Annotated in this window: 24 protein-coding genes, 3 tRNA genes and 5 pseudogenes; 7 read left to right on the top strand and 25 right to left on the bottom strand. The window is 45.2% G+C overall.

Translation table 11 applies throughout. The features are described from left to right. Positions 1 to 19 precede the first annotated feature (19 nt). Together JCM16161_RS16395 and JCM16161_RS06495 are read right to left on the bottom strand one after the other, a co-directional pair. A complete protein-coding gene (locus JCM16161_RS16395) occupies positions 20 to 316 on the bottom strand; it encodes a hypothetical protein (RefSeq protein ID WP_243669941.1) in 297 nt (98 codons plus the stop codon). Continuing rightward, on the bottom strand, positions 316 to 948 hold the full coding sequence (locus JCM16161_RS06495) for a mechanosensitive ion channel family protein (RefSeq protein ID WP_243670245.1): 633 nt from the start codon (positions 946 to 948) through the stop codon (positions 316 to 318). Before JCM16161_RS06495 ends, JCM16161_RS16395 begins: the two co-directional genes overlap by 1 nt. Before the next feature lie 96 nt (positions 949 to 1,044). Here JCM16161_RS06495 and JCM16161_RS16390 point away from each other — a divergent pair. Next, positions 1,045 to 1,142 (top strand) — tRNA-Ile (locus JCM16161_RS16390). 808 nt (positions 1,143 to 1,950) lie between these two features. On the opposite strand, the gene JCM16161_RS06485 is transcribed toward JCM16161_RS16390, so the two are convergent. From JCM16161_RS06485 to JCM16161_RS16375, 4 genes and pseudogenes are all read right to left on the bottom strand, one after another. Beyond that, positions 1,951 to 2,044, bottom strand: a tRNA-Val gene (locus tag JCM16161_RS06485). A 66-nt stretch (positions 2,045 to 2,110) separates the two neighbouring features. Continuing rightward, the gene (locus JCM16161_RS16385) at positions 2,111 to 2,338 is read right to left on the bottom strand and encodes a hypothetical protein (protein ID WP_243669928.1); all 228 of its coding nucleotides are present in this window, start codon (positions 2,336 to 2,338) and stop codon (positions 2,111 to 2,113) included. A 110-nt stretch (positions 2,339 to 2,448) separates the two neighbouring features. Next, positions 2,449 to 3,419, bottom strand: a pseudogene (locus JCM16161_RS16380) (MFS transporter). 31 nt (positions 3,420 to 3,450) lie between these two features. Continuing rightward, positions 3,451 to 3,618, bottom strand: a complete 168-nt coding sequence (locus tag JCM16161_RS16375) for a hypothetical protein (RefSeq protein ID WP_243669925.1) — start codon at positions 3,616 to 3,618, stop codon at positions 3,451 to 3,453. Between the two features lie 261 nt (positions 3,619 to 3,879). On the opposite strand from JCM16161_RS16375, the gene JCM16161_RS06475 reads away from it, so the two are divergent. The 3 genes from JCM16161_RS06475 to JCM16161_RS06465 are packed head-to-tail and all read left to right on the top strand — an operon-like array spanning position 3,880 to position 6,340. Beyond that, positions 3,880 to 4,758 (top strand): NAD(P)-dependent oxidoreductase, encoded by an 879-nt coding sequence (locus JCM16161_RS06475; RefSeq protein WP_054855340.1) that lies wholly within the window; start codon positions 3,880 to 3,882, stop codon positions 4,756 to 4,758. Positions 4,759 to 4,790: 32 nt separating this feature from the next. After that, entirely contained in the window at positions 4,791 to 5,975 is a 1,185-nt protein-coding gene (locus tag JCM16161_RS06470; protein ID WP_054855339.1) for a glycosyltransferase family 2 protein, read from the top strand. Positions 5,976 to 6,010: 35 nt separating this feature from the next. Continuing rightward, the gene (locus tag JCM16161_RS06465) at positions 6,011 to 6,340 is read left to right on the top strand and encodes a hypothetical protein (RefSeq protein WP_054855338.1); all 330 of its coding nucleotides are present in this window, start codon (positions 6,011 to 6,013) and stop codon (positions 6,338 to 6,340) included. 7 nt (positions 6,341 to 6,347) lie between these two features. Here JCM16161_RS06465 and JCM16161_RS16370 read toward each other — a convergent pair whose 3' ends face one another. The 17 genes and pseudogenes from JCM16161_RS16370 to JCM16161_RS06395 form a co-directional block, all read right to left on the bottom strand. Next, positions 6,348 to 6,527 carry a hypothetical protein gene (locus tag JCM16161_RS16370; protein WP_243669923.1) on the bottom strand — a complete coding sequence of 60 codons (180 nt, stop codon included), beginning with the start codon at positions 6,525 to 6,527 and terminating at the stop codon, positions 6,348 to 6,350. Continuing rightward, positions 6,524 to 7,483, bottom strand: coding sequence for a MoxR family ATPase (locus tag JCM16161_RS06460; RefSeq protein WP_243669921.1), 960 nt, complete (start codon positions 7,481 to 7,483; stop codon positions 6,524 to 6,526). Before JCM16161_RS06460 ends, JCM16161_RS16370 begins: the two co-directional genes overlap by 4 nt. A gap of 56 nt (positions 7,484 to 7,539) precedes the next feature. Beyond that, entirely contained in the window at positions 7,540 to 7,869 is a 330-nt protein-coding gene (locus JCM16161_RS06455; RefSeq protein WP_054855337.1) for a DUF2175 domain-containing protein, read from the bottom strand. Positions 7,870 to 7,975: 106 nt separating this feature from the next. After that, positions 7,976 to 8,194, bottom strand: coding sequence for a hypothetical protein (locus JCM16161_RS16365; protein WP_243669919.1), 219 nt, complete (start codon positions 8,192 to 8,194; stop codon positions 7,976 to 7,978). Positions 8,195 to 8,271: 77 nt separating this feature from the next. Next, on the bottom strand, positions 8,272 to 9,426 hold the full coding sequence (locus JCM16161_RS06450) for a dihydrolipoyl dehydrogenase (protein WP_243669917.1): 1,155 nt from the start codon (positions 9,424 to 9,426) through the stop codon (positions 8,272 to 8,274). A gap of 61 nt (positions 9,427 to 9,487) precedes the next feature. Then, positions 9,488 to 11,374 (bottom strand): APC family permease, encoded by a 1,887-nt coding sequence (locus JCM16161_RS06445; RefSeq protein WP_054855336.1) that lies wholly within the window; start codon positions 11,372 to 11,374, stop codon positions 9,488 to 9,490. A gap of 383 nt (positions 11,375 to 11,757) precedes the next feature. After that, complete coding sequence (locus JCM16161_RS16360; RefSeq protein WP_243669909.1) at positions 11,758 to 12,558, bottom strand: hypothetical protein; 801 nt, start codon at positions 12,556 to 12,558, stop codon at positions 11,758 to 11,760. Positions 12,559 to 12,596: 38 nt separating this feature from the next. Next, the gene (locus JCM16161_RS16355; RefSeq protein ID WP_243669907.1) at positions 12,597 to 13,559 is read right to left on the bottom strand and encodes an APC family permease; all 963 of its coding nucleotides are present in this window, start codon (positions 13,557 to 13,559) and stop codon (positions 12,597 to 12,599) included. A 175-nt stretch (positions 13,560 to 13,734) separates the two neighbouring features. Next, positions 13,735 to 13,812, bottom strand: a tRNA-Glu gene (locus JCM16161_RS06435). A gap of 26 nt (positions 13,813 to 13,838) precedes the next feature. Continuing rightward, complete coding sequence (locus tag JCM16161_RS06430) at positions 13,839 to 14,183, bottom strand: hypothetical protein (RefSeq protein ID WP_243669893.1); 345 nt, start codon at positions 14,181 to 14,183, stop codon at positions 13,839 to 13,841. A gap of 28 nt (positions 14,184 to 14,211) precedes the next feature. Then, complete coding sequence (locus JCM16161_RS06425) at positions 14,212 to 14,508, bottom strand: hypothetical protein (protein ID WP_243669891.1); 297 nt, start codon at positions 14,506 to 14,508, stop codon at positions 14,212 to 14,214. 196 nt (positions 14,509 to 14,704) lie between these two features. Then, positions 14,705 to 14,860 carry a hypothetical protein gene (locus JCM16161_RS06420; RefSeq protein WP_243669889.1) on the bottom strand — a complete coding sequence of 52 codons (156 nt, stop codon included), beginning with the start codon at positions 14,858 to 14,860 and terminating at the stop codon, positions 14,705 to 14,707. Between the two features lie 161 nt (positions 14,861 to 15,021). Continuing rightward, positions 15,022 to 16,208, bottom strand: a pseudogene (gene nuoH / locus JCM16161_RS06415) (NADH-quinone oxidoreductase subunit NuoH). A 57-nt stretch (positions 16,209 to 16,265) separates the two neighbouring features. Beyond that, positions 16,266 to 17,314: pseudogene (fen, locus tag JCM16161_RS06410) on the bottom strand (flap endonuclease-1). A 47-nt stretch (positions 17,315 to 17,361) separates the two neighbouring features. After that, positions 17,362 to 17,556, bottom strand: a complete 195-nt coding sequence (locus tag JCM16161_RS06405; protein ID WP_243669887.1) for a hypothetical protein — start codon at positions 17,554 to 17,556, stop codon at positions 17,362 to 17,364. An 85-nt stretch (positions 17,557 to 17,641) separates the two neighbouring features. Further along, positions 17,642 to 19,850: pseudogene (locus tag JCM16161_RS06400) on the bottom strand (CDC48 family AAA ATPase). Between the two features lie 81 nt (positions 19,851 to 19,931). Further along, a complete protein-coding gene (locus JCM16161_RS06395) occupies positions 19,932 to 20,210 on the bottom strand; it encodes an elongation factor 1-beta (RefSeq protein ID WP_054855332.1) in 279 nt (92 codons plus the stop codon). Between the two features lie 56 nt (positions 20,211 to 20,266). Between JCM16161_RS06395 and JCM16161_RS06390 the strand changes: the two genes are divergently transcribed. Continuing rightward, positions 20,267 to 20,833: an MFS transporter gene (locus JCM16161_RS06390; protein WP_054855331.1), complete on the top strand. Its 567-nt coding sequence runs from the start codon at positions 20,267 to 20,269 to the stop codon at positions 20,831 to 20,833. Between the two features lie 163 nt (positions 20,834 to 20,996). Next, entirely contained in the window at positions 20,997 to 21,407 is a 411-nt protein-coding gene (locus tag JCM16161_RS06385; protein ID WP_054855330.1) for an MFS transporter, read from the top strand. Here the strand turns inward: JCM16161_RS06385 and JCM16161_RS06380 are convergent. Beyond that, positions 21,384 to 23,813, bottom strand: a pseudogene (locus tag JCM16161_RS06380) (valine--tRNA ligase). The gene JCM16161_RS06385 and the pseudogene JCM16161_RS06380 overlap by 24 nt on opposite strands. A gap of 147 nt (positions 23,814 to 23,960) precedes the next feature. Between JCM16161_RS06380 and JCM16161_RS06375 the strand changes: the two are divergent. Next, positions 23,961 to 24,650 carry an ACT domain-containing protein gene (locus tag JCM16161_RS06375; protein ID WP_054855329.1) on the top strand — a complete coding sequence of 230 codons (690 nt, stop codon included), beginning with the start codon at positions 23,961 to 23,963 and terminating at the stop codon, positions 24,648 to 24,650. Here the strand turns inward: JCM16161_RS06375 and JCM16161_RS06370 are convergent. Next, a complete protein-coding gene (locus JCM16161_RS06370) occupies positions 24,605 to 25,621 on the bottom strand; it encodes a TIGR00269 family protein (RefSeq protein ID WP_054855328.1) in 1,017 nt (338 codons plus the stop codon). The genes JCM16161_RS06375 and JCM16161_RS06370 overlap by 46 nt on opposite strands. Between the last annotated feature and the right edge of the window lie 30 nt (positions 25,622 to 25,651).

Below are 25,651 nucleotides of genomic sequence, written 5' to 3'. Positions count from 1 at the left end.
TGAAAAACGTAGATAAAAATCACTGTTGTTTACCTAACTCATTCCTAATCCTCACAGCCTCCCTAAGCACTAAATCCTTTATCTCCTCGCCATCAGCCCTACCATCAGCCAAAACCTCAATTATTGCCTGGTAAATATTCGTGCTTTGCCAAGTCTCGCCAACCTTAACCCTAACGCTCTTTATCCTACCATCCCTAAGCGCTTCCTTAATCCTCTCCTCAAAAACCCAGGGATCAATACTTGACGGTACATCAATCCTAGCCCTAATACGCTTAAATGGCGCAACGTCCCTATGTATTATTAAGGCATCAAGCATTACGTAATTAGCACGGTATACACCCAGCCACTGTCGCTAACGACCTCGGTGAACATCAAGGTGATATTCCTAATGATCCCTGTGAAACCATTGGGCAATCCCTCATGCGGGTACATAACCCTTGTTATGCCATACCTCCAATTAACAATCGTAACCCTATCACCAGGTTTGTACCTACCGGTCATTATGATGACTATGCCCGCGATAACATTTGATAAGGTCTGCTGAGCCGCAAGACCGACGATGATACCAACGGCAGTACCTGAGAAGGCGGCTACGGATAGGCCAAATTTCTCAAAGGTCACGGCCAAGGCTATTAATATCGCCACTATGAGCACGGTATCAAGCACGAACTTAAGCACTGTACCCCTAACCCTATCATACCCACTGATGTAATCGCTGATCCTCCTCCCCGTATCCCAAACAAGGACTGCGCCTATCGTGACGATTATCACGGACCTAACAACACTGTCATAAGCTAGAAGAATGCTCTTCCAATTAGCGGGTATTAAGTAAAAGACAATATTTATGTATAAAACATAGACTAGAACACCAATTATCGCAAGTAAAATCCACTCAAGCAACAACCTAACAATAAGCCTACCAATACCAACACCGGCATTACCACTCATACCCAATAATGATAGGTGAGAATCAAAATAATAAAGGTTATTCACATGATGAGCAGGGAAGAAAAGCATAAAAACACGAATAGGGCATTAATACGAGGGCCCGTAGCTCAGCCAGGTTGGAGCGCCCTGGGGCATGTGCCCCGCGTACGGCTGATAACCGGGAGGTCCCGGGTTCAAATCCCGCGGGCCCACCACGATCACCGATTCTTATTCCCTACTTAGTTAGAGTAGGCTATATTGTTTCGCTAAGGGTGTGTACCTTACGTGAATCACGGCGTGCGATACGTATAAGGAAAGACGTTGTATTTAATAATTCAGGACTGACATGGGTAAGACATGGGTTTGCCTTATGGGTCATTAACTGTGGGGGTTTATTAATGGTGGGGAGTGCACATCTAAAGTTCTTGAAGGTTCCTTTAGACTATGCGATTCCGAGCTTTCTCTCAATACATTGATGTATGATTATGGGGGTATAATTGAATTATCCATAAGATCCAGAAGAACTGATTTAGGTGAGTACCCAGTCATAATGGACTCTTATGAGCAGACCCAGGACTTATTAGCTTTAACCCTCCTAAACCTTGCAGTTTCATTCACCGATAGAGCCTTCAATTACTATAAATATATTGCCAGGGTAAGACCCAGAGATCTGAACCACCACCCGAAGGGTCTGTGCATCTAGGTAATACCAACTACGTTGGTAAGTGAGAGCACGATCCGGTTAGCTGTTGGGCATTTCCAATATTCCCAAGAGACCCTGATAAAATGCCGCCTTACACAGTATTTCTATTAGGTGGCGGTGATTTCGAGGTCTACATGGGCATGTACGTAATCGAGAAGGACCAAGAGCTCGCGAGGAAGGTCTGTGAGGTCCTAAGGAGAATGCTCGAGGAGGCGATAAATAAGGGCAAGGAAAGGAGAGCAAAGGCAATGACAAGACTGAATTGCCCACCCAGAGCCAACAGACACAATAAAAACAAACAAAAACACCAACAATCCGCGTGGTGGGCCCGCCGGGATTTGAACCCGGGACCTCGGCGCTTACGCGACTCCCGCTCGTAAGGCGGACATCCTAACCAGGCTAGACTACGGGCCCGAGGTGCATTGGCTTCATGAGGAATTTAAGTTTTTTTGTCCGTTGCCTAATGTAAGGGCGTAGGCTTTACCTATTTACATGTTGTTTTTCCTCCTCGTATATGTATACCTGCCCTCTCAATGCTGATGCTATTGCTGCCGTGAAGGCTAAGGCTGAGCTTATATAGAAGAGGATGTGTAGTGAGTCCATGAATGCTGGAGCTATGGCATTTGGGAACCAGGTTAGCCTAGTTATTGTGTTTATTGCCTGCTGTGGTGTATCGTTTATTATGTTTTGCGGTATCATCAGTAGCATGGTCCTTATTGGGTCATAACCCAGGAATGCCGCGAATAGGGCAACTGTCGGTGGTATCCTGGTTATGTACGGTATTAATGCCGTGGCCCCCGCACTAGACAGCGCATTAGTCAGTGCCTGTGTAGGTAATTCGTGAAGGCCAGTATGACTATTGTGAATGCCAGGGCAAAGCTTATCGCCTGCGCTGTGTTTCGAAGCGTAGTTCTCATGCCATTCGCGGCACCCCTGTGTTGCGGCGGTATGCTGTTCATTATTGAGGCGGTATTTGGTGATGAGAAAATGCCATTGCCAACACCAATCATGAAGATGACTGGAGCGAACACCCAATACTGGAAGTTGTAGGGCATTGAGGCTAGGATTAGGAATCCAATGCCCATTATGACCATGCCGAGGGTAGCCAATAACCTGGCCCATACCTATCCGAGAACCAACCACTCACCGGGCCGGTTAATAAGAAGCCCAGCATTAGTGGTATTAGGTATATACCGGCCCAAAGCGGTGTATCTGCATAGGGCACGCCATGAAGCGGCAACCAAATGGCCTGTAACCAAAGGGTTAGCATTATCATTAGGCTTCCATAGGCTAGAAACCTGAGGGTTGTCGCTATTGTGGCTGCCGTGAACATCCTAATTCGAAATAACTCAAGCCTGAACATGGGTGCCTTAACCCTCACCTCAATGAATGGGAATAGGGCTAGGAATGCGAAATCCAGTGCGAAGGAGGATAGTACTAATGGGCTGTTCCAACCCAGTGGTGATGAGCCGTAGGGTGCAAGTCCGTAGGTAAGTGCAAGTAGGATTAGGGTTAATCCAATGACGAATGTTAGGTTACCTAGCCAATTAATCTCCTCCCTAATTGGTTTCCTAATCTCCCTGAGCCTTAGGTAACTCCACACGGTACCGAAGACCCCGAAGGGCACCGATACGAGGAATACATACCTCCAGTCATAGGTCGCTAATATACCACCGATTATTAACCCAACAAGACCACTTGCCAAGCCAGCCACCTGATTAGTGCCTAGTGCGAAGCCCCGTTCATTGGGTGGAAATGCATCCGTCAGTAGGGCAGCGCTATTAACCATTAGGAATGCGCCGCCCACGGCCTGGACCAACCTAAAGATTATGATCTCCAGCGCGCCTAAGTAGCCGGTGTTTGGTGTAGTAGTACTGAGCTACAGTGAATATTAGGAAGCCAAGGTTGTAAAGTCTCACTCTACCGTACATATCACTTAACCTACCCAGCGTGACTAGGAGTGACGCGGTGACTAGGCTATAGCCCATTAAAACCCATAAAAGGTATTGAAATGCGCTTGGGCTTAGCGGGTTTATCCTAATCCCATTGAATATGCTGGTAGTGAAATTATGACTATCGTGTTATTCATGAATGCGAGTAATGTACCAATAGTGGTATTAGACAGGACAACCCATTTATACCGCATCAGGTCATGCTTATGACTTAGAAACTATAAATCACTTACTCCATGCACGGGTTATTACAGCCCGAGATTGTTATTTAAACCAAGGAGTAACGCTGGATATGGTATGACCAACGTTAGGGTTGGGTTGGCGGGCCTCGGTGTAATGGGATGGAGAATAGCGAAGAATCTTAGGGACGCGGGTTTATTGGTTGGGGTGTATAATAGGACGTTTGATAAGGCCCTGAGGTTTAGTAGGGAGTTTGGTGCTAAGGCGTTTAAGACGCCGAGTGAGCTTGCCAGGGCCTCCGATGTGGTAATCACTATGTTAAGTGATGATGAGGCTGTTAGAAGCGTTATCGCGGGTAATGATGGCGTGATAAATGGCTTAAGACCTGGCTCCCTAGTTATAGACATGTCCACGATATCGCCGAGTATTTCAATAGAGCTTGCCAATACCGTTAGGTCCCGGGGTGGTGATATGGTTGACGCGCCTGTGATTGGTACGTCCATAGCCGTTGAGAGGAAGGAAATAGTGGTGCTTGTCGGTGGTTCTGACGAGGCATTTAATAGGGCTAAGGAGGTCCTACAATATACGGCTAAGACCATAGTCCATGTGGGACCGAACGGTTATGGACTCTATGCGAAATTAATAAACAATGCATTGCTTGGTTCATACGTCGTTGCACTGGCTGAGGTTGTTCAGTTGGGTAGGGCCTTTGGCCTTAGCGATTCCGTCATTCTAGATGTATTGACTAAGTTATCGAGTGCCAGGTCACCGACGTCTGAGCTAAAGGTTCCCAAAATGCTTAGTGGTGATTACTCTGTCCAGTTCGCCCTTAAGCACATGCGTAAGGACCTAGACATAGTTAATAGAGAAGCCTCAATACGCGGTATCCCAATACCAATGGCTTCCCTGGCCCTTCAGTTCTATAGGATGGCTGAGAAGATGGGGCTTTCCGAGGAGGACTTTGCAGCCGTGTTGAAGGTGTTAGTTAAGCAGTAATAGCTTAAAAATCGTCACCATAATCCTCATTAATGACATCATCATTAATATTGGTGATCATTGGCGCGTTAATAATTACTGCGTCAATACTATCGTCATCACTATCCCTTTACTTCGAGGTGAGGTACTGGAGGAACAGAAAGAAAACCAATAAGTTAGCCAATGGTAATTATCCCTGGGTTACCGTGATAATGCCCGTGAGAGGGCTGGATCAGAACCTCAGGAATAACATTGCTAGTGTTTTGAATCAGGATTACCCTGGCCGTAGGAGCTACATCTTCGTACTCGATAGTGAGGATGATCCTGCATACGGCATTATTAAGGACGTAATTAGGGAGTTTAATGCCGATGCCTCGGTACTAATTAATAGGGGTGGTCGCAGTAAGGGTGAGGCCTTGGCCTTTGCCCTGAATCACGTGGCCAGCGATGTTGTGGCATTTGTTGATAGCGATGTGTTTGTTCATAGGTACTGGCTTAAGAACCTGGTCTCATCATTGATTAACGGCTCTGGCGCAGCCACAACCTACAGGTTTTACCTGCCACTTAAGAGGCTTAGTCTCGGGTCGTTACTGAGGGCTAGCTTTAACATGATTGGCATCACGGCAATGCAGAACCCAGTGGCTAGGTTTACCTGGGGTGGTTCTACGGCGATTTGGAGGTGGATATTGGATAAATGGGGTGTTCGTGACTACCTGCCTTACTATCTAAGTGATGATTATGTAATTACGCACTTCGTACATAGGGAGGGCCTTGCCATAGACTTTATCCCTGAATCCCTGGTCTTAACGCTTGAGGACGTAGGCATTAGGGACGCATTTGACTGGTCCGTTAGGCAACTATGGTATGTCAGGGTTTATGGGTTTAAGGGATTCATGCTATACGCAGCGTCCTACACATTATACGTCATTACACTACCCATTGCCATACTCCTCTCACTCATTAATACGTGGTTCCTCGCCCTTGGGCTTTTACCCTTCATTCTCGGCGTAGTCAAGGATTATGTAAGGATAAGCAATATTAGGGCGCTCGGTGAATTCTACGGCGCCAATGTAACGAGGAGGTACTCAATACTCCTGGCACTAACCTCAATACTGAATGTCTACTTTTCCTGGCTTGCAATAGTTAAGGCAATGCTCACCAAATCGATTAATTGGAGGGGCCGCGTATTCACGGTGGTGGATGCCGCAAGACTAATGAAGGAGAGACCCCTTAGGTGACTTCTGTGGTTAATGTTCGCGAATCCTTTTGGGCCATGGTCAGGGAACCACAATTACTAATTAATTATTTAAGGGATTTGGGCATTGATGTTGATGAGGCCTGCAGGAGGATCCCATTAAGGAGTTTAACTGCCCACCGAGCGAGGCCGATGATTTCAGGACTAGGTTTTTTTGTGGTTTCATACATATACCTTAGGGTGTTGAGCCAGGAGTTGAGGGAGTTAGGCGCCTCTAACGTTATCGTTGAGGGGCTTAGTGAGTTAATGAGTGATGTGTTAACGGATATGCGGTTATACAATGCGCCGCCCAAGCTTATGAATGCGGTGGTATCTATTATACGCGATATACTTCAACTGCGTAGATAAATGACGATTATCGCTTACTCTCACTCAGTGCCTCTTCCAACTTCTTTAGCAAGTCTTCTAACTCATTTATTTCATCGGTATATAACTTAGCCATTACGGCATCCCACCTACTCCTTATCTGGCTCAGTAATTCCCTGGCATCCCTAATCCTCTGCCTGGCCTCATCATAAACCTCATTATTTATCAAGGCCTTAGCTCACTAAGTAGCTCACTAAGCCTTAGTAGGTCCTCTGGCATGTGGACTGTTGCGAAGGAGTTATACTCATTCAATTGATCCTTATTACCAACAAGGTACCTAAGTACCTTTATCGTACCCACCCTCAGCAGTGATGGACTTAATTCGACACGGCCAATGTCTATACCATGAAGCATTAGGTACGTGGCCACGTACATGGGCACCTTAACCCTAGTCCTGTTGCTAATTGGTATGTGCTCAACATAGTTGGCTATAATTGGGCTTATGACCTTGGATATGTCCTTTATGTGCTCGTAAACGTACTGCGTAATTATCTTATTGACAGCTTGCACGTCATCCATCGTGGCCAGGGGCTCCATCCTCTCCAGGTCCATCCTCAACTCCCAACCCTTTATTATCAATGGCTCAGTATCATCAGGGCTAACCCACTCCGTGAAGACCCTGAGTGGGAACCTATCATACAGTGCCTGCAGCTCCTCCTCGTCGGGAATCCTATTACTCGCACCAAATACGGTCCAAGTCTTCACTGGAACGACCTTCTCACCATCATACACAACCCTCTCATTGAGTATTGATAGCAGGGTATTCAGTATTGCGCTTGAGGCGTTGAATATCTCATCAAGTAACGCAAACTCACTCTCTACAATTGAGTTTGCGTATATCCTCTCCACCTTACCATCAAGTAGCTTAGCAATGTTTATTGGGCCGAGGATTTCCTCGAGATCCGTGAACTTCGTCAACTGCCTATAAAACCACTTGGCATTTAGTAACTTGGATAGCGCATATACCAGAGTTGTTTTTGCGGTACCCGGTGGACCAACTAATAGGTAGTTTTCCCTGGATAAGGTAGCCATTAATGCGCCAAGGACCTCATTCTCATACTTAAAGAACATGTTATTCAGCTTTATATAAACGCTCCTAATCCTATCAAAGTAGTTCTCACTCACGACATAATACGTTAAATACTAGAATTTAAACGTTCCTCATAAATACTAAGATATGATTAAGTACTGCCGTAAAGAATCCTATTTAAATCACTCATTAGTTTAGCCATCTCACCCTCAATAACCTTCCTCTTAGCCATAAGCGCCTGCCTTAAGTCATTAGATGACGCCCTTGCCTCAAACTCCTTAATTTTAACAATGCCATCCGCAAAATAATCAAGCAACTCAAGTATAACATTTACATCCTCAGGAATACTGCCATTAAACTTATCCCTAACCTCAGCCCTAAAGCACTCCCAATGAATTGGACCCTGCCTAGTGAATGTGAACTTCATTCCCTCAACAATCTCCTCACCACACCTGTAGCATTTCCAAACCTTCCTGCTCATATGAGGCATTGGTATATCCACGGCTTAATTTCCCTTAGTTGGTTTCTAAATTAAATGAATATGTAATTATTCTTTTAAATAATTATAAATAGTTATGAATATATAATTACAGTGAGAACCTGATGGCCGCCCTATCGATTGACTCAAATATGGTTGGGTGCTGATGAGCCAGTAATGCGATGTCCTTAACGCGGGCATTAACGGCCACGGCAAGCGCTATTTCATTAATTATCATTGATGCTGCCTCACCATAAACAACACCACCAATAATTCTCTGGCTCTCCTTCTCAATAATCAGTTTAATCCAACCCTCCCTAACACCCATTATTTGCATATGCATCATCCTCGAGTGGGTATGAAACAGTTACGTAGTTAATGCCCCTGCCTTAGCAGCATCCTCACTTAAACCAACCATGCCGCCTCAGGCTCTGTGAATATTGTCATTGGTATTGAGTTGAAGTTTATCTCGTAGATTGGCTTTCCATGGAGTATATTCCATGCTGCTACCACGGACTCTTTAACCGCAGCGTGGTAGAGCATGTACTTGCCTAATACGTCACCTGCCGCGTATATGTTTGGTGACTTTGTCTTCATTGATGAGTCAACCTCAACATGCCCCTTCTCAACAATGCCTAGCTTGTCAAGGCCCTCAACATATGGCTTCCTACCAACCGCCATTATAACCTCGGAACCAGCCACGTAGCCCCTACTACCATCCGGTCTCTCAAACTCGACGATCTTCTGCCCACCTTCACTTCTAATGCCTACGACCTTCGAGTTCGTGAGAATTTCAACTCCCTTAGACCTAAGCCTCTCCTCAATCTTAGAAACAATGTCATTATCCCAACCGGCCAGTATCCTAGGCAGCATCTCGACTATCGTTGCCTTAATACCCATGGTGCCAAGGACCGAGGCAACCTCAACACCTATGTATCCACCGCCAATTATTACGACGTCATTGGGCAACTTCCTATAACTCGTCTTATAGCCGAACAATTCCTGACTACCAATGGCCAGGTCAGCACCAGGTACGGGTATCCTAATGGGCACAGACCCGGTCGCTATTAATAATTGCCTTGCCTCAACATCCTTACTCCAGGAACCATCGATAGCCATAACCCTAACCCTATGCTCATCAATTACCTCCGCAATACCCTTAACGAAATCCACATTCTCATGCTCCTTAATCTCCCTAATGTGCTGTAGATACCTAATGTACTGGACATTATCCTTATGATCAATAGCGTTCTCCCAAAGAACCCTAACCGCATTTATATCCTTATTACCAACACTATTAAGTATACCCCTTATCTTCTCCATTAGGTATATCGTCATGTAAACGGCCTTAGACGGTATACAACCCTCATATAGGCAGTTACCACCTAGGTTACCCTTATCATCAACCATCAAAACCTTAAGGCCACCCTTACTCAACTCAAAGGCTCCGTGATAACCACCACCGCCACCACCTATCACAACAACATCATATTTATCCATTTTTGGTGGATCCTCAAACTCGCTATCCGTAGGTGGAAATACTGGGTATTTTCCTGGCACGAATATGGCATAAAAAGACCAGATTTATTTGTTTTAAAGTCAGAAATTTGACTTTTTAAGTTTAGACGCCACCAAGCTCCCTTAACGCCACGACTAAATCCTCGGTGAGAATTCCGCTGTAGGAGCCATAGAGGTATAGTCCAAGGGCTACTAGTGCGGCTATTACAGTATCCCATGGGAATGGTATTATAGGTGTCTCAAAGACGCTAAAGGAGCCCAAAAACGATAGTACAAATGCGGCAAATATCGTTGCCACAACCCACCAACCAGCCCTCACATGCTTCATCGCAGTCTCGCGGTCCTTAGCCGTTGAGGCGACATATAGTGTAAACCCGACTGTCGCCGCCGCCATTATTACTACGTAAGTTACGAAGTCGATTATGTGCGTTGGCTGCAACTTAAGCATTGTGACTGGGGATGAGGCAGGCCAACCAGTTGGTGCTGCGAATGGTAGGTATATTAAGTAGTACGTGGCCACAATAAGCACGATCCAATACACTATACCAGAGACTATGCCGGCAACCCTGCTTGCCCCATACCTATTAACCATTGTGTACATATAGAATAGTGGCAAGCCAGCGAGTATTAGGGCTATTGCAAACCATAGGTAGTAGAAGGTTGACCAGTAGACAATTAGGAAGGCGGCTATCGTGGCTATCGCGCCTATTACGGAAGCCGCGGGCAACTTAATTGGCCTATTGGCATTTGGTGCTGTTCTCCTGAGGGTCATTAATGACGGACCACTAATTATGTATGTGAACACCGTCGTCGTTGTTATGAACGATGATATTGCGAACCAGGTTGGGAATGGGAGTAGGAATAGTAATCCAAGCACCAAGGCAGCGATCGTCGGCCATAGCGGGACCTTATACCTATTTAACCTCAGGAATGCTGATGGTAGGTGGCCATCAGCGGCCATGCCGTATATGGTCCTCGCCGTTGTGCCTATGTATATCCAGCCCGTGCCTGATGGCGAGACTATGGCATCAATTAGTAGGACTATGGCAAAGCCAGCTAGTATTGCTATGCCACTTGTGGCCATTATCTCGTAGAATGGGCCGCTACTTAACACCGAGGATGATAACGCCTGCCAATTACCTGGGCTGACCTTAGCCGCACTCCAATTAACCGCGCCTACGAATGATACCTGGAGCATTACGTATATGAACATTACAATTACATAGCCGAGTATTGTACCCCAAACAACGTCGGTAGCCTTCCTAGCCTCACCACTATAGTCGATGCCCTGCCTAAAGCCTAGGTAGGCGTAGGCTATGCCCGTGGTTGGTATTGCTAGGAAGACCGCGGACCAGCCATAGGGTATAAAGCCGCCGGCCAGCCCTGAGAAATTAACCGTGTGCATTGCGAGTGCCATTAGTAGGATGAAGGTTAGTGATGGTATTATTAGTTTCCACCAACCAACGCCAGTATTCGTCTTACCCATAACATGAACACCATACCAATTAAGCAGGAAGAAAAACACAACCAACACAGCAGCCACTAAGGTGCCTAGTGGCGTTAGTAATCCATTGGACATTAACTGCGGTAGATAACTCGACATATAGGTCACAGCGGCTATGGCTTCAGACGGTGCAACAGTTACTGCGCTTAGGAAGTATGCCCAACCCATTATGAACGATGCGAAGCCGCCATGGGTATACTGTGGGTACCTAACAATACCACCACTCTTAGGTAACATACCACCGATCTCTGCGTAGGTCAATGCTATGAATATCATTAGGAAACCGGCTATTAACCAGGAAAGAATGGCTGCAGGACCTGCCGTAGCGGCTGCACCAAGTGAACCAAATAACCAACCACTACCGATCATTGCGCCAATGACCAAGAACGCAATATCCCATTGACTCAAGGCCCTCCTCAACTGCTTATCGCTTTGAACCGCTGCCTTTTCCCCAACCTCAGGCCCTGCCTCAGGTGGGTTCGCCATGAAAATACCTTCATAACAACCTTTTAAAGTGTTTCCTCCTTATAGAATATGCAAAAAGCATGATAAACATTTTTTATTTCTTCTACGTACTAATATATAGATAACGAGAATTAAAAATAGAAAATAATGAAAAACACGGTAAAGAAACTCAATAAAAAAATCCTAATGCATAGAATGTCAAATAATTGACAATATCAATAGGTTATTTCAATAATTATCATATTATAAATAAAATAATAATGGCTAAAAATAGGTATAGAAATTATGTTTCTATAGCATATTTTTTTAACAAAATAATAAAGCGATAATTATTGTTTGATTTATAAAAAAATGATTAAAGGGGAATTTTAAGGTGCCGTACCTATATACTTTATTATTCCATATTATTCTATTGGTAATCCCTTCTCCTTTATTTGTTTTAGGTCTTTTGTTTCGTAGGCTAGGTTTACGGCTATGAAGTAGACTATTAGGCTTAGTATTGCGAATGTTACGTAGTCCCATGGGTATGGTATTAACGGTGTTGATAATGGACCGAGGGAACCTATGTATGATACTATGCCCAATAATACATTATATATTGGTACCCAGAAGGCGGCCTTAACATCAGGATGTCTTGACCTAAACCATAGATAGAGCAAGCTCAATATTTGAACCAGGGAGATTAGCGTCCAGTAAACAGCGAAGGAGCCAATTACGCCCAGACCAGCAAACCAGTTCAGGTACCAACCGGCGATTAATAATGATGATATCAACCAATAAACCACCGCAAACACTGCCGATGAAGTACGTGTTAATTTAAGCTCTGACCTATATGGGCCAAGTAACAATAGTGGGAGTCCAAGCACTACACCGGCTATTATCGCATTAACGTACGACCAACCAGACCAATAAATAAGCAATGATGCAACAATGAAGCTGAGCGGGTAGAATATGTACCAAGCCGGCGGGTTAAATGGTCTCCTTAGGTCAGGGGCTATCTTCCTGAGGGCGTGATTGGTTATACCAACCTGCAAATAACCATACACCGTCATTACCGCCGAATAAGACATTATTGCGTACCACGTTGGAAATGGTGCCATGAAAGCTATGCCTAATACTGTAGCGACTATGAGGGCTATCCAGGGTGTTTGGAACTTCCTGTGTAATTGTGAGAAGAACTCCGGTATGTAACCAATCCTGGACATGCCATATAAGTTCCTACCGCTAGTTCCGACATAAACAGCTAATGTGCCGCGGGAGATACTGCAGCATCAATGAGGAGCAATATAGCGAGACCCATTAGTATTGGTATCCCGGTAGCCATTGCCTCGCTAGCGAATGGGTGAGCCTGCCAACTACTTGATGCAAGGTCTTGCCAATCGCCAGGCTTCACGCCAGCCGCCTCCCAATTAACGGCCCCTATAAACGCAACCTCAAGTAGGATATAAAGTACTATAGCCGCTATTAATGCCAGTATTGATCCTAATGGTACATCCCTTTGCGGATTCTTACCCTCACCAGCATACTCAAGGCCCTGTCTGAATCCCTGGTATGCCCAGACAATACCTGTGGTAATCATACCTGCGAATACAGCTGAGTAGCCGTATGGTGCGAAACCACCTGGTAACTTACCAATTACGTAATCTGGGTGGAAGTATAGGGCAATTAGTAGTATTATTGTTAGGCCAGGTATGAGAATTTTCCAGGCAGTTATTATCCTATTGAACCAACCGTAAATATTAACACCAATTAGTTGAATTGCGAAGAAAAGGAGTATTAATGCTGCAGCAACGACTAGACCAAGTGGCGTTAATACGCCTAGTGTTGAATTCCAGAATTGCGGTACGTAGTAACTGGCGTACTCAACAATTGCTACGGCCTCAACACTGACTGTGGTAATGGCACCTAGTGTATATGCCCAGGCCAGTAGGTAATTACTAATTACGCCATGACTGTAATGGTTGTACCTAGCCAGGGAGCCACTGAATGGGAAGAGACCACCGAGTTCTGCAAAGGGGAATATCATGAATATAAAGAATATACCGGCTATTACCCAAGATAAGAGTGATGCTGGACCCATGGCACCAGCAGCGCCAAGTGCGGCGAACAACCAACCACTACCAACCATACCTGTGAACGATAACATGAAGTAGTCAGTCATGGTTAAGGCCCTCCTAAGCCTAACCTGGGATTGTGACGAACCCATTATATCCCTATTTACACATGAAAATAAAAGTTTTATCTCTTTTAATGAAAATAAAAAATTGAAAAATAAAAAGGAATCATTATAATCACTCCAAATATAATAAGTTAAGGTTTAAGAAAAATAATAGTCATGAAAGAATAATGTGAATTTTCATTGATATTGAGAACGAAGACCGTGGTGCCCCGGCCGGGATTTGAACCCGGGTCACGGGCTCGAGAGGCCCGCATACTTGACCGGGCTATACGACCGGGGCTCGTTAGTCATTAAATACGTCGGTTTTTAAGCCTTTTGTTGCATTTGTGGTTCTTCATTGATTAGTTTTAGCTCTTGCCTTATTATGCGTATTTGTCTTCTTATCTTCCTTAGTCTTTTTATTGCCTTTGTTATTTCTGTTTTTGTGTATCCTCTTATTTTCAATTCCTTAATTAACTCAAGCATATCTCTCTCCTGGTTCTTCAATTCTATGTACTTGAGTATTAATTGCCTCCTCTCGAGTTCCTTCATTTTCTCGTAATTTATCTGCGGCCCTGTCTCAATGCCTATTAACTTCCTTTCTATTTCCCTAAGTCTATCCTCCTCACTCATTAGGTCATTAAGCACCTTCTCATAATCTATCCCTCCCATATACCTCCCATACTTCCGTATTAAGTAATCAATCATTGCCCATCAACCTCCTAATCACCCTTTGACCAACGTATTCCTCCTCAACCTCCTTAACCTCATCCTCCGCCTCCTCAAGCTCATTAATCACCACATCCTCCGTATCCTCGACTACCTCGTCATCACCATCATAAGCCAGGTACTTCCTAGGATTTACATACCTACTCAATGAGACTCCGCTTAATCTTATTATCTCCATAACGGCATCCCTACTTAATAGTCCATCAACATATAGCCTAATTGCCTCCTGAGCTATTTTATACGATTTGTCCTGAAGCCTTATTGACAATTCCCTTAGCTTAATAGGCCAATTTAATTGGTAATCAAGTGCTTCCTGAATAACATCCTAGTTCTTTTCTTAACCACGGGATTAGTGGTAATACGTTATTAATTAGGTTATTAGTTAAGTTAGTGATGTAGTGCTGATTAATAGTTTTAAAGAAGTCCCTTCTCCCGTAGAAACTCCCTGAAGAGATCGGTCTTTGTCAGCATCGCCCAATCCTCCTTGGGGTATTTATGTATTTCTGAAACTCAAGCCAAAAGGCCATGTGCATTGGGTCGTACTTACTCTTTAATTTAACATGCTTCAGCAGTGAACTCGAGTTTGCGTATTCCTTACCACAAACAGGGCAAAAGACCATTGTCTTGGGTCCTGGAAAGCCTCCTTATTAATTTAGTGGTTAGTCTAATTGTTAATGAATTGGACCATTGATGAAGATGTTTTTAATGACTTAATGAGCATTTCCCTAAAATATTCCTATGATAATCAACATTAATCAAACATTATTTAAATTTAAAATAATTAGAGAACCTTAATTACGAGGGAGAGCACCAGGGCAGCCATTACTAACCCGAGCAGTGACGTCCAGCTCATTTTCAATGCCTGATCCGGCCTGTACCTGCCGTATACGGATCTCGTGAATACCATTATCATCATCACAATGTATGTTTTTATGCCAAACCATATTGCATATGACAAGGCTCCAAGTGGTGGTATGTATGGTCCCGCCCAACCATCTAGGAACAATAGAACCATTAGCATACTAAGTACGTATAGTTTTTCATAGCTCATTGTCATTACCAAGCCATAGATAATACCGCTATACTCCGTGTACGGCCCCAGGACTATCTCCGTATCTGCCTCAGGTATTTCGAATGGGAACCTTGAGGTTGCCATGAGCGTGGCTATTAGGAATGCCAGGAATGCCAGTGGGTTCATTATTATACCCGGCAGATGCATCACCTGCCAATTAACTATCTTGAATGGGTCGGCAGTTCCATATATGAGGAGTATTGAGACTACTGATAGAATGAGAATAACCTCATAGCCAGTGTATAGTAGTGCCTCTCTCACGGTTCCTATGTACGTGAATCTATCATTACTGGCCCAGCCGATTAGTATTATGCCTATGTTAAATAATGTTACCAATGCTATCGCTATTAATACGTCATACCCCGTGTACACTCCGTAAATCCCATTAACAACGCCGTTAGTCTGCATGGCCCTATAGGTATGAAGAATACGGGGAGTGTTGATAGTATGAACACTATTGCCGGTGCATGAACAAAGTAATTCCTATCAGCCTGCAGGGGAACCACGAATTCCTGAAACGTATACCTAAATAGGTCGGCAAATGGCTGTAGGAAACCACCTATTCTCCTTGAAACCTCAAGTGGCCCAATCCTCCACTGCACCTTAGCTGTTATTTTCCTCTCAAACCAAATTATGAAGATTAAGGCTATTGTTACCGAGATTAGGCCTGGCGCAATGAGTAAGTCGAAAATGGGCCTCCAGAGTATTAGGTGAACTATTATGTTTATTATGGGTACGTGGTTTAGGAAGTTTATTATTGGCCATAGGAATGGTATGTTAACCTCAGGCCTTGTCAGTATGTATTGAATTATTGAATAGAGTAGCTGAATTGTGGATGAAATAATGCTCGATACCCAGGTAAGCGGTGAACCAATTATTGATAATATGGGCTTCATGTAAATACCCAGCATGGTTAAGGACCTTGATTATTTTAAGCTTAACCCACCAATAGACTATCCAAAGAATGAGTCTAGGGTTGACTCCCTCCTTTTGCCCATGGCCTTCTTAAGCCTTTCAATCGCATTCCTAACTCTCTCCTCATTAAAGTCATGTTCATGAACCAGGAACTCAATTATACCCCTCTCATCAGGCTGCCCAAACTCTATCCTGTAATTTGGGTTGTATGGCGGATTCAGGAAGTAATCGCGTATTTTCAGTGGGTCCGTTGGGAATTGCGCATTCTTCAGGGGGCCCTGAAGCAACTTCTCAAGGCTGCCAAACTCTTGAATAAGCCTAAGGGCTCTCTGAGGCCCAATACCCGGCACACCATCTGGGTTTAGGTCGGTGCCCAGGAGGATTGCCAAGTCTATTAACTGCGTCCTATCCCTAAGCTTCAGCGCCTTGAGAACCTCGTTGAGCTCGATTATCTCAGGCTTAATCTCGATATACTCATCCTTATTCGGCAACTTCCTACGCCCGGTTATTGCAAGGTTCCTAACAAGCCTGGGGGCACCAAACAGTAATGAGTCATAGTCCTGACTACCCGCTGCCCAGGCCTTACCTTCCCTAGCTATGACGCTGCCTGCGCCTCGCCATCAGCCATTGCCTGGACCACGGGTATGCCCATTAACTTTAGTAGTTTCTTCGCATCCTCAACCATATCATCAGTTAGGAACAAAGCCCTCTGCGCGTACTTCCTCGCCTCCTCCTTCTTACCCTCCTCGAGTAACTTAACCCACTTATCCATGGCCTCCTCCCTAACCTTCCTCCTCCTTGCGATCTCCAGTGTCTTCTCCTCAGGTGGCTTACCATCAAACACGTACACGGGCCATATCTTATTCTCAAGGAAGTTAATGGTTCGATATAGCAAACCGCTTAAGTGACTTGTTACCCTTCCCCTTGAGTCCATGAGTGGCGTACCATCTGGCTGCCTAATTGATGCTAGGAATTGATAGAGCGCGTTATACGCATCTAACGCCACTATCCTATTTGATAATTGCGTAAATTCTACGGCCTTTCTAACACTGTCTGGTATTAACTTACCAAGCTCAGTAACACCCATTTAGGTGACCCAATTAATCTAGTAAGGGCAACCTTTATCTCTTTCCCTTAATCCTTAACAATCCTTATGTGGTACGTAGCCCCATCCTTCCTAACAACCTTCTGAACAATTATTAGCCTACTGAGCTCGAGCCTCATTAATGCCGTTAACACCTCCTTCTCCGTAATGTCGGGGTACCAAGCCCTCAACGCCTGCATCAAGTCATTAAACCACATATCGCCCTTATCCCTTATTAAATCCATTATTAATGCCTCAACAGGTACAGGCCGCCTCATAGATTTAAACCAATGTAATGCCTAATAGAGTGTGTTTTATTTTTTTAATCCCTCACACATACAGTGTCGGCGCCCTCTGCCTCTCGCGTGCCAGGGTCTGCTTCATCCTCTCGTACCAAGCCTCATAGAACTTAATCATCTCGGGCGTTATTGATGGCTTAATCTTCTTCATAGCCTCAATGAAGTGCTTCATCGATACTTCACCGGCACCATTCACCTCCCTCATTGCCAGTAGACCCGCCTCCCTAGCTAATAACTCAATGTCCGCACCGGTATATCCCTCGGTCATTTTCGCCAACTCCATTAAATCAACATCCTTAGCAAGCGGCATGTTCTTAGTATGTATCTTGAGAATCTCAAACCTAGCCCTCAGGTCTGGTGGTGGTACATAAATTATCCTATCGAACCTGCCAGGCCTCAATAGCTGGATCTACAATGTCAGGCCTATTTGTGGCCGCTATAACGACGACATTGTCAAGTCTCGACACACCATCCATCTCAGCCAACAACTGGGCAACTATCCTATCCATTGCGGGCGAATCTTCGGCGTAGCCCTTGCTGGTGCTATTGCGTCTATTTCGTCGAAGAATATTACGCATGGTGCTGCCATTCTTGCTTTTTTTGAATATTTCCCTTATTGCCCTCTCGCTTTCTCCGAACCACTTACTCAGTATTTCAGGTCCGCGAACAGCAATGAAATTAGCATTCGACTCAGTAGCCACAGCCTTAGCCAAAAGCGTCTTACCAGTACCAGGAGGACCAAAAAGAAGAATACCCTTAGGAGGCTTGATACCCATCTTCCTAAACCTCTCGGGATACTTCAATGGCCACTCAATGGCTCCCTAAGCTCCTGCTTAACCTCCTCAAGGCCGCCAATATCGCTCCACCTGACCTTCGGAATCTCAATGTGAATCTCCCTAAGCGCGCTGCACTATCTCCCTCATGGCCTCTAGGAAGTCATTCATCGTGACCTTAATCTTCTCAAGATCCTTCCTAATCTCCTCATCCTCCTTATTAACATCCAAAACACCCGATTGAAGGGCCTTCCTCAAAGCCCTCATTGCAGCCTCCCTAGCCAGAGCCGCAATATCAGCGCCTGTGTAGCCATAGGTTATTTCGGCGAGCTTCCTCAGGTCAACATCCTTAGCAAGCGGCATGTTCCTCGTGTGCACCTGGAGTATTTCATACCTACCCTCCGTGTCCGGCGGATTAATCCAGATCTCTCTGTCGAATCTTCCTGGTCTTCTTAGTGCTGGGTCTACGGCTTCCGGCCTGTTGGTTGCTCCGATTACGATTACCTGGCCTCTCTCCTGAAGACCATCCATGAGCGTTAATAACTGCGCCACAATCCTCTTCTCCACCTCCCCAGTTACTTCCTCCCTCTTCGGCGCAATAGCATCAATCTCGTCAATGAAGATTATGGCTGGGGCGTTCTTCTTAGCCTCCTCAAAAATCTCCCTCAACTTAGCCTCAGACTCGCCATAATACTTCGAGACGATCTCAGGCCCGTTAATGGCTATGAAGTACGCATTCGTCTCGGTGGCAACCGCCTTGGCTAGTAATGTCTTACCAGTGCCTGGAGGACCAATCAAGAGAACGCCCTTAGGAGGCTCAATACCCAGGTATTCAAAGATCTCAGGGTGCTTAAGCGGCAACTCAACGAGCTCCCTGATCTTCTCCTTAGCCTCCTTTAAGTCACCAATGTCCTCCCAAGTAACCCTTGGTATGTTTACGTTCTCCACGGGCTTCTCATAAATCATTAGGTTGGTATCCTCGTCAATTAGCACGGGCGCGTCATTAGGCTTGGCCTGCACCACCTGGAATGTCAGTGGTTGACCAAGCACCTGTATCTGCACTAGGTCGCCCTCCATCAGTACGTAGTCCCTAAGCTTCTGCTTAGTATACTGAACAAAGTTCTGGTCAACGCTTATCGTCATATTCACCGGAGCCAGCTTTACCGTGCTCGCCCTCTTCGCCTCAACCTTCTTAACCCTAACCTTCTGATCAATCTCCACGTTGGCATTCTTCCTAATAATGGCATTCATCCTAATGATGCCCTTACCCTCATCCTCAGGAAGCCCATACCAGACCTTAGCGGCTGTCCTCCTCTTGCCCTCAATGAGTAGTATCATGCCTGGCTCAATGCCGTAATTCCTCATAACCTCAGGGTCAACCCTAACAATGGGTCTCTGGGCATCCCTCTGCTTCGCCTCCTTAACAATCAATTCAATCCACTCATCAGCATGACTACCCTCCATCATACTCCTACACCCTATTACTCCGTAGAATTAAAAAACTTATTGCGTTATTAGTTTTCACTGACCTATATTTGATTCAGAGCATTAGAAGCCGAGCCTAGTGAAGTACTCAAGCTCGATACTGCCAATACCCTCAATACCACTTAGTATATTCTCAACCTCATCACTCGAGTGCTCCTCCGACTCTTCGGGCATTCTTATGTAGACCCTGAGCGCCTTAATACCAAAGCCTATGTCCTCCTCCTCAACCTTATCAACCTTATACTTGGGCTCAAGGGCCTTCCTTATCTCATTCTTTAACTCCTCGTAATTAACATCCGATTTACTCGGCGTTATCCTGTAAACGAGGTATACCTCCGCCATAGTACTGTCGTGGTAAAATTAAGCATTTATTAACCCTTCTATAGACGGTAATATGAATGGAAAAAGGACTAATAATAGTATTAGTTGCATCATTAGCCTTCTTCTCTGTCGTACTCGTGAGGTTCTCCATACCATCACTATTACCATACCTAATTGGCTCGAGTGGTGTCAATACCGTGATGGGGGGCTTAATAGTCTCATCACTCTGGATAGGCTACACAATATTCCAGGTAATTGGCGGCTTAATAGTCGATAAGTATGGGTATAAAGTCGTCCTCTACGTATTAATACTAATCTCAATAATCAACATCCTCTACCCAATCATCATTAGTCAGTATTACCTATTACTAATTGTTCAGTTCGTCATGGGCTCATTGCTTGCGATAACATACGTGGCCCTGATAAGTATGGTCTTATCAAACTATGGCAGGGGAGGTCTTGGCGCAGGTATTTACCAGAGCATGTTCTTCCTGGCATCATCGATCTCAATAATGGTATCGCCATTATTATTCTCGATAAATAAATTCACCCCCTTCATAGTATTTTCGATAATTGTCGCCTCATCAATAATGCCAGTGGCTAGGGTACCGAGCGCGGTAAAGTCAGTGGCGCCATTTATATAGGTCCTAATGACTTGAGGATTGTGGGCATGGGCTTCATTAGATTGTCCTCGGGCTTCTCATACCTCGGCTTTCTAAGTTGGTCAACCTACTACGTTGTTCACGTACTTAAGGTTGCGCCATCACTTAGCGGCTTTTATGCTTCCTAGCCTCTATAATGGGGTCCGTGGGCGCCGTGGTTGGTGGATACCTAGGTGATAGGGTAGGCTATGCGCTACCGAGTATTTCCTCCTCACTATTATTGGCTATAATCGTCTCAGTAATACCTAGGTTATCAATTATATACCTACTAGCACTCCTAATGCTGCTGTTAGGTTTCTTCTATGGTTTCTATGCGGCACCGTCAATTGCGATTTCAAGGCTTACGCAGAATATTGGGGCAACCACTGGATTTCTTAATTTCATGAGCCAATTAGGTGGTTCAATATCACCCTACGTGATAGGCTTCCTACTTCAATATTACGACTTTCCAGAGACATTATTAATTATAGGCGTAGTATCAGTAGTATTGATAATTATTGGGGCGGCATTGTTATTTTATGAAAAATACCCATTACTTAACGAGGTACACCGGTAATGACTCATCAAGCACCTCATAACTCCCAGTAGGCCTCCCAAACCTAATCTCCCTGATCTTATGCATGGCCTTCAGCTCAAGCTCCAGGGGCTTAAGGACCTCAGGAGCATATATGACCCCATCAATGCTCATTAAGGCTTAAACCAGCCTTATTCTTATACGTCCATATCGCCCTGTTAAATCCTATGAACGGCTCAAGCATGTTAAGGTATTCCTTATTATCGAATCTCGGGTCTGGATCCTCAATCAACTGCCTATGTATTGACTCACCGTACAAGCTCCTCCATATTTGGTCCGTCACAAAGGGCATTATGGGCGCAAGAAGCTTAAGCACCGTCTTTAGGACCTTATATAACGTGAACCAGGCACCCCTCTGCTGCCTCTCCGTGAATATGCCATCCCTATTATAGGCCCTCGACTTGACAGCCTCAAGGTAATGATCGGCAAAGACGTGCCACGTGAAGTCATAAAGCGTGTTAGCGGGTACGTAAACATCAAACTCATTGTACGCGCTTAAGGATGTCCTAACGACCTCATTCAACTTAGCCAGTATCATTAGGTCTAGGGGCGTTAATTCGTAGTCATCATTGACCTCTGGGAATGACGAGACGAACCTGGCAATATTCCATAGCTTAATTGCGAAGTCGTGCCCAGTCCTTATTAATTGCTCACTATACCTATAGTCACTACCAAGCTTGGCCGACGCCGCAGCCCAGAACCTGGCCGCGTCCGCACCGTACTTCTCCACTGGTGGTATCGGGTCTATTATGTTACCCTTAGACTTGTGCATAGCCTCACCCTTCTCGTCAAGCCCCATCCCGCTTATCCTGACGTACTTAAAGGGTGGCTTGCCATAGAGTAGGTATGCCCTGACAACCGAGTAGTACAGCCAGGTTCTGATTATGTCATAGCCCTGGGGCCTGAGTATGCTGTGTGGGTAAACCTTCTCGAAGACCCTTATGTCAGGCTTGGTGTAGCCCGTGGCGTATATCCAGGATATTGATGAATCAAACCAGGTATCCAACACCCTATCCTCACCAACCAACTTACCGCTTGGGCACTGCTCCTTAACCTCGGGCGGTGGCTCATCCTTCCACGGCCTATAATACTTGCCTGGCTTTGGAACAATGGGCTTCGCATTACCCTCCTCATCAACGCAGTACCAGATGGGTATTTCCGTGCCGTAATACCTACGCCTAGATATTGGCCAATCAAACTCAAGGGACTTAATCCAATTAATAAGCGTCTGCGCATACTCAGGTGGTTTAATAACCATTTCGTTCTGCACGAGCCTTACCAACTCATCCTTAAACTGAAGCTGTCTCAGGAAATACTCCTTAGTCACTATTATCTCTATTGGTGTCTTACACCTCCAGCAAATCGGTATTGTATGCCTAAGAGGCTCCCTCTTAACGAGCAGGCCCGCCTCCTGAAGATCCTTAATTATCACCTCCCGAGCCTCCCTAACATTCAGACCCTTATATTTACCTGCCAACTCATTCAACGTACCGTCTGGGTTAACCACAATCTTCATGGGTAGTTTCAACTCATTAACAACCATCAAATCCCTGGTATCACCAAATGTGCTTATCATCTCAAGGCCCGTACCGAAGTCTGGCTTAACCGATGGGTGCGACACGATGGGAACCTCTTGATTTAATGGAGGAACAATGGCGTGTAAGCCTCTAACCTTTTATACCTATTATCATTTGGGTTGAAGGCCACGGCGACCGTGGCCGGCAGTAGCTCCGGCCTTGTTGTCGCTATGATTATGTCCTCGCCGGTCTCCTTAACCCTAAACTTAATGTAGTTTAGGTATGAGTCCTCCTCCCTATACTCAACCTCAGCCTCCGCCAGCGCAGTCCTGCATCTTGGACACCACAGGGTCGGCCTACTTGCCTCATAAATCAATCCCCTATTCCACAGATTAATGAACGTCTCCTGGGTAATCCTCCTATACTCCTCACTATCAGTGCCATTCCTCCAATAACTAAATGAGCCACCCCAACGCCTGAAGATGCTCACGAACTCGCCCTCATACTCGTCAAGGAACTTCCTACACAACTCAAGGAACCTCTCCCTAGGCACCTCATACATGTTTATACCATACGTCCTCTCAACCTGAACCTCAACTGGTAATCCATTCCTATCAGCGTAGAATGGAAATACTACGTTGTAACCTCTCATTCTAAAGAACCTGGCGATCATGTCAATCTGGGCATAGTGCGCTATGCCACCAATGTGCGGTCTCCCTGATGGGTATGGCGGCGGCGTATCGATCACCAACGTTGGTTTTCCCTCATCAATCCTAACCTCAAATAAGCCTTCCTCCTCCCATTTCTTGAGTAGCTCTAACTCCCTTGATATGTCCCATCTCTTCTCCTGAAGTCTTGGTTTATACTCCATACCAATAAAGGTCCCAACACCTAACTTAAGAGCAACTTTAAAAGATAACTCATCCATGTTGCGCAATAATACGTGAACGCACGTTAAATACTTCCCGTTAGTTCCATAGCAAATAAGTTTTTAAACCATGACTTCTTGGGGTTGCTTGTGGAGGTATTGTACAGGGATTTTGCAATGTCGTTTGAGGGTAAGGATAAGGTACTTGGTGAATTCCTGATTAAGTTCACCGCAGATAGACCAGGCATACTTGCGGCATTATCCAACGTATTCGCAGACCATGGAATAAACATACTCAATATATCGGTCAACAGAACGCAATTACTACTGCACTTCGTCGTTGACCTCACGAACATGGACACATCATTAAATGACCTGGAGAAGGAATTGAAGAAGTTCTCCTTCGTTGAGTGGGTTAGGTATAGGATTGTTGAGAAGGAGGCTTTCATGGTACCATCTATGATAATGCCCACGTTTAGGGATAAGCAGGTATTAGTGATTGAACTTGAGAGGGTTAAGGACTTATTAACAAGCCCGGAGTTTAGAAGGATAATTAGGGATTTGGGGATCTACGACGCATCACTCCTACGTAACAGTAACCTTAGCGAACTCATTAAGATGGGGCAGTTCAGGGGATTGGGTAAGGTAACGCTTATTGAGAGGAATGGAACCATTACGATTAAGTCCTGTTCTGAACTTAATGATAAGCATGTAATGGAGGAGTTGATGATTGAGTATTACACGGGATTCCTATCACAGACCTTAAAGAGCAGTGTTGAAGCTGTAGGTAAGAATTACGAGGGGGACTGCGTATCCATAAGCTTCAAGGTCCTTAAATGACTCAGGTACTTCTCTAATAGGCCGGCCCTACTCATTAGTTCGCAAACCCTACACACCTCGCCTGATGTTGGTTCACCACAGTACCTACACCTTTTTAGCGGCACATTCACAGCCTTCTCACTCATTAGGTTTGCCAGTGAATCGCCGAAGGATACCAGGGAATACTTAACGTTTGGGTTATCCCTCTCCCAACGGGCTAGTGTGAACTTGAGCTCATACCTAGGGTTACTATATACGAAGGGGCACTCAAGCTCCATCAGTGGTATCCCGTGGTAATAAGCATATATGGCAATCTCCTCCTCCCTAACGAAACGAAGGGGTTTAATCCTTGGTATGAAACCCTCCCTATCAATTTCCGGCCTGGGACCGAACCACGCGAATCTATCTAAGTCATTACTAAGCACGTTAAGTAACACCGTCTGGGCTTCATCATCTAGGTTATGCCCAGTGGCTATCTTCGTTAAACCAAGTTGACGACCGATCATGTTCATTGCTCTACGCCTTAATACACCATCTATCGTACACATGTGCACATTAATGCCCCTGGACCACAGCCCATGCGCTATATCAGTAGCTGTTACGCCGAATAACTCCTTAAAGGTGTATACCCTGTAGGGTATGCTGAACTCCTCACTCAATTTCTGAACATAATCAACCCTAGCCATCCTATAGAAGCAGCTGTATGGGTGGCCCTCATTAATGCTAAACGCGATTAACTCGGTATTTCTCGGTATCTTGCCCTGCCTCCTAAACTTACCCAATAAGTACATTAGGGTTAGGCTATCCTTACCACCACTTATCGCAATGCCCACCTTATCACCATCACTTATTAGCCGATATCTCCTGATAGTCCAAAGCACCGTATCCTCAATAGACTTAAATAGGCAATTGAGGCAGAGCTTCTCGCCACTGGATACCCTATAGTAATTTGCTGGTCTCCTACCGCACCTCGTGCACATCGGCACATCCATAATCCTATTGGCATCGTTTTAACAAACCCA

The organism is Vulcanisaeta sp. JCM 16161 (assembly GCF_001316285.1).
This window is presented reverse-complemented; position numbering and strand designations above follow the sequence as displayed.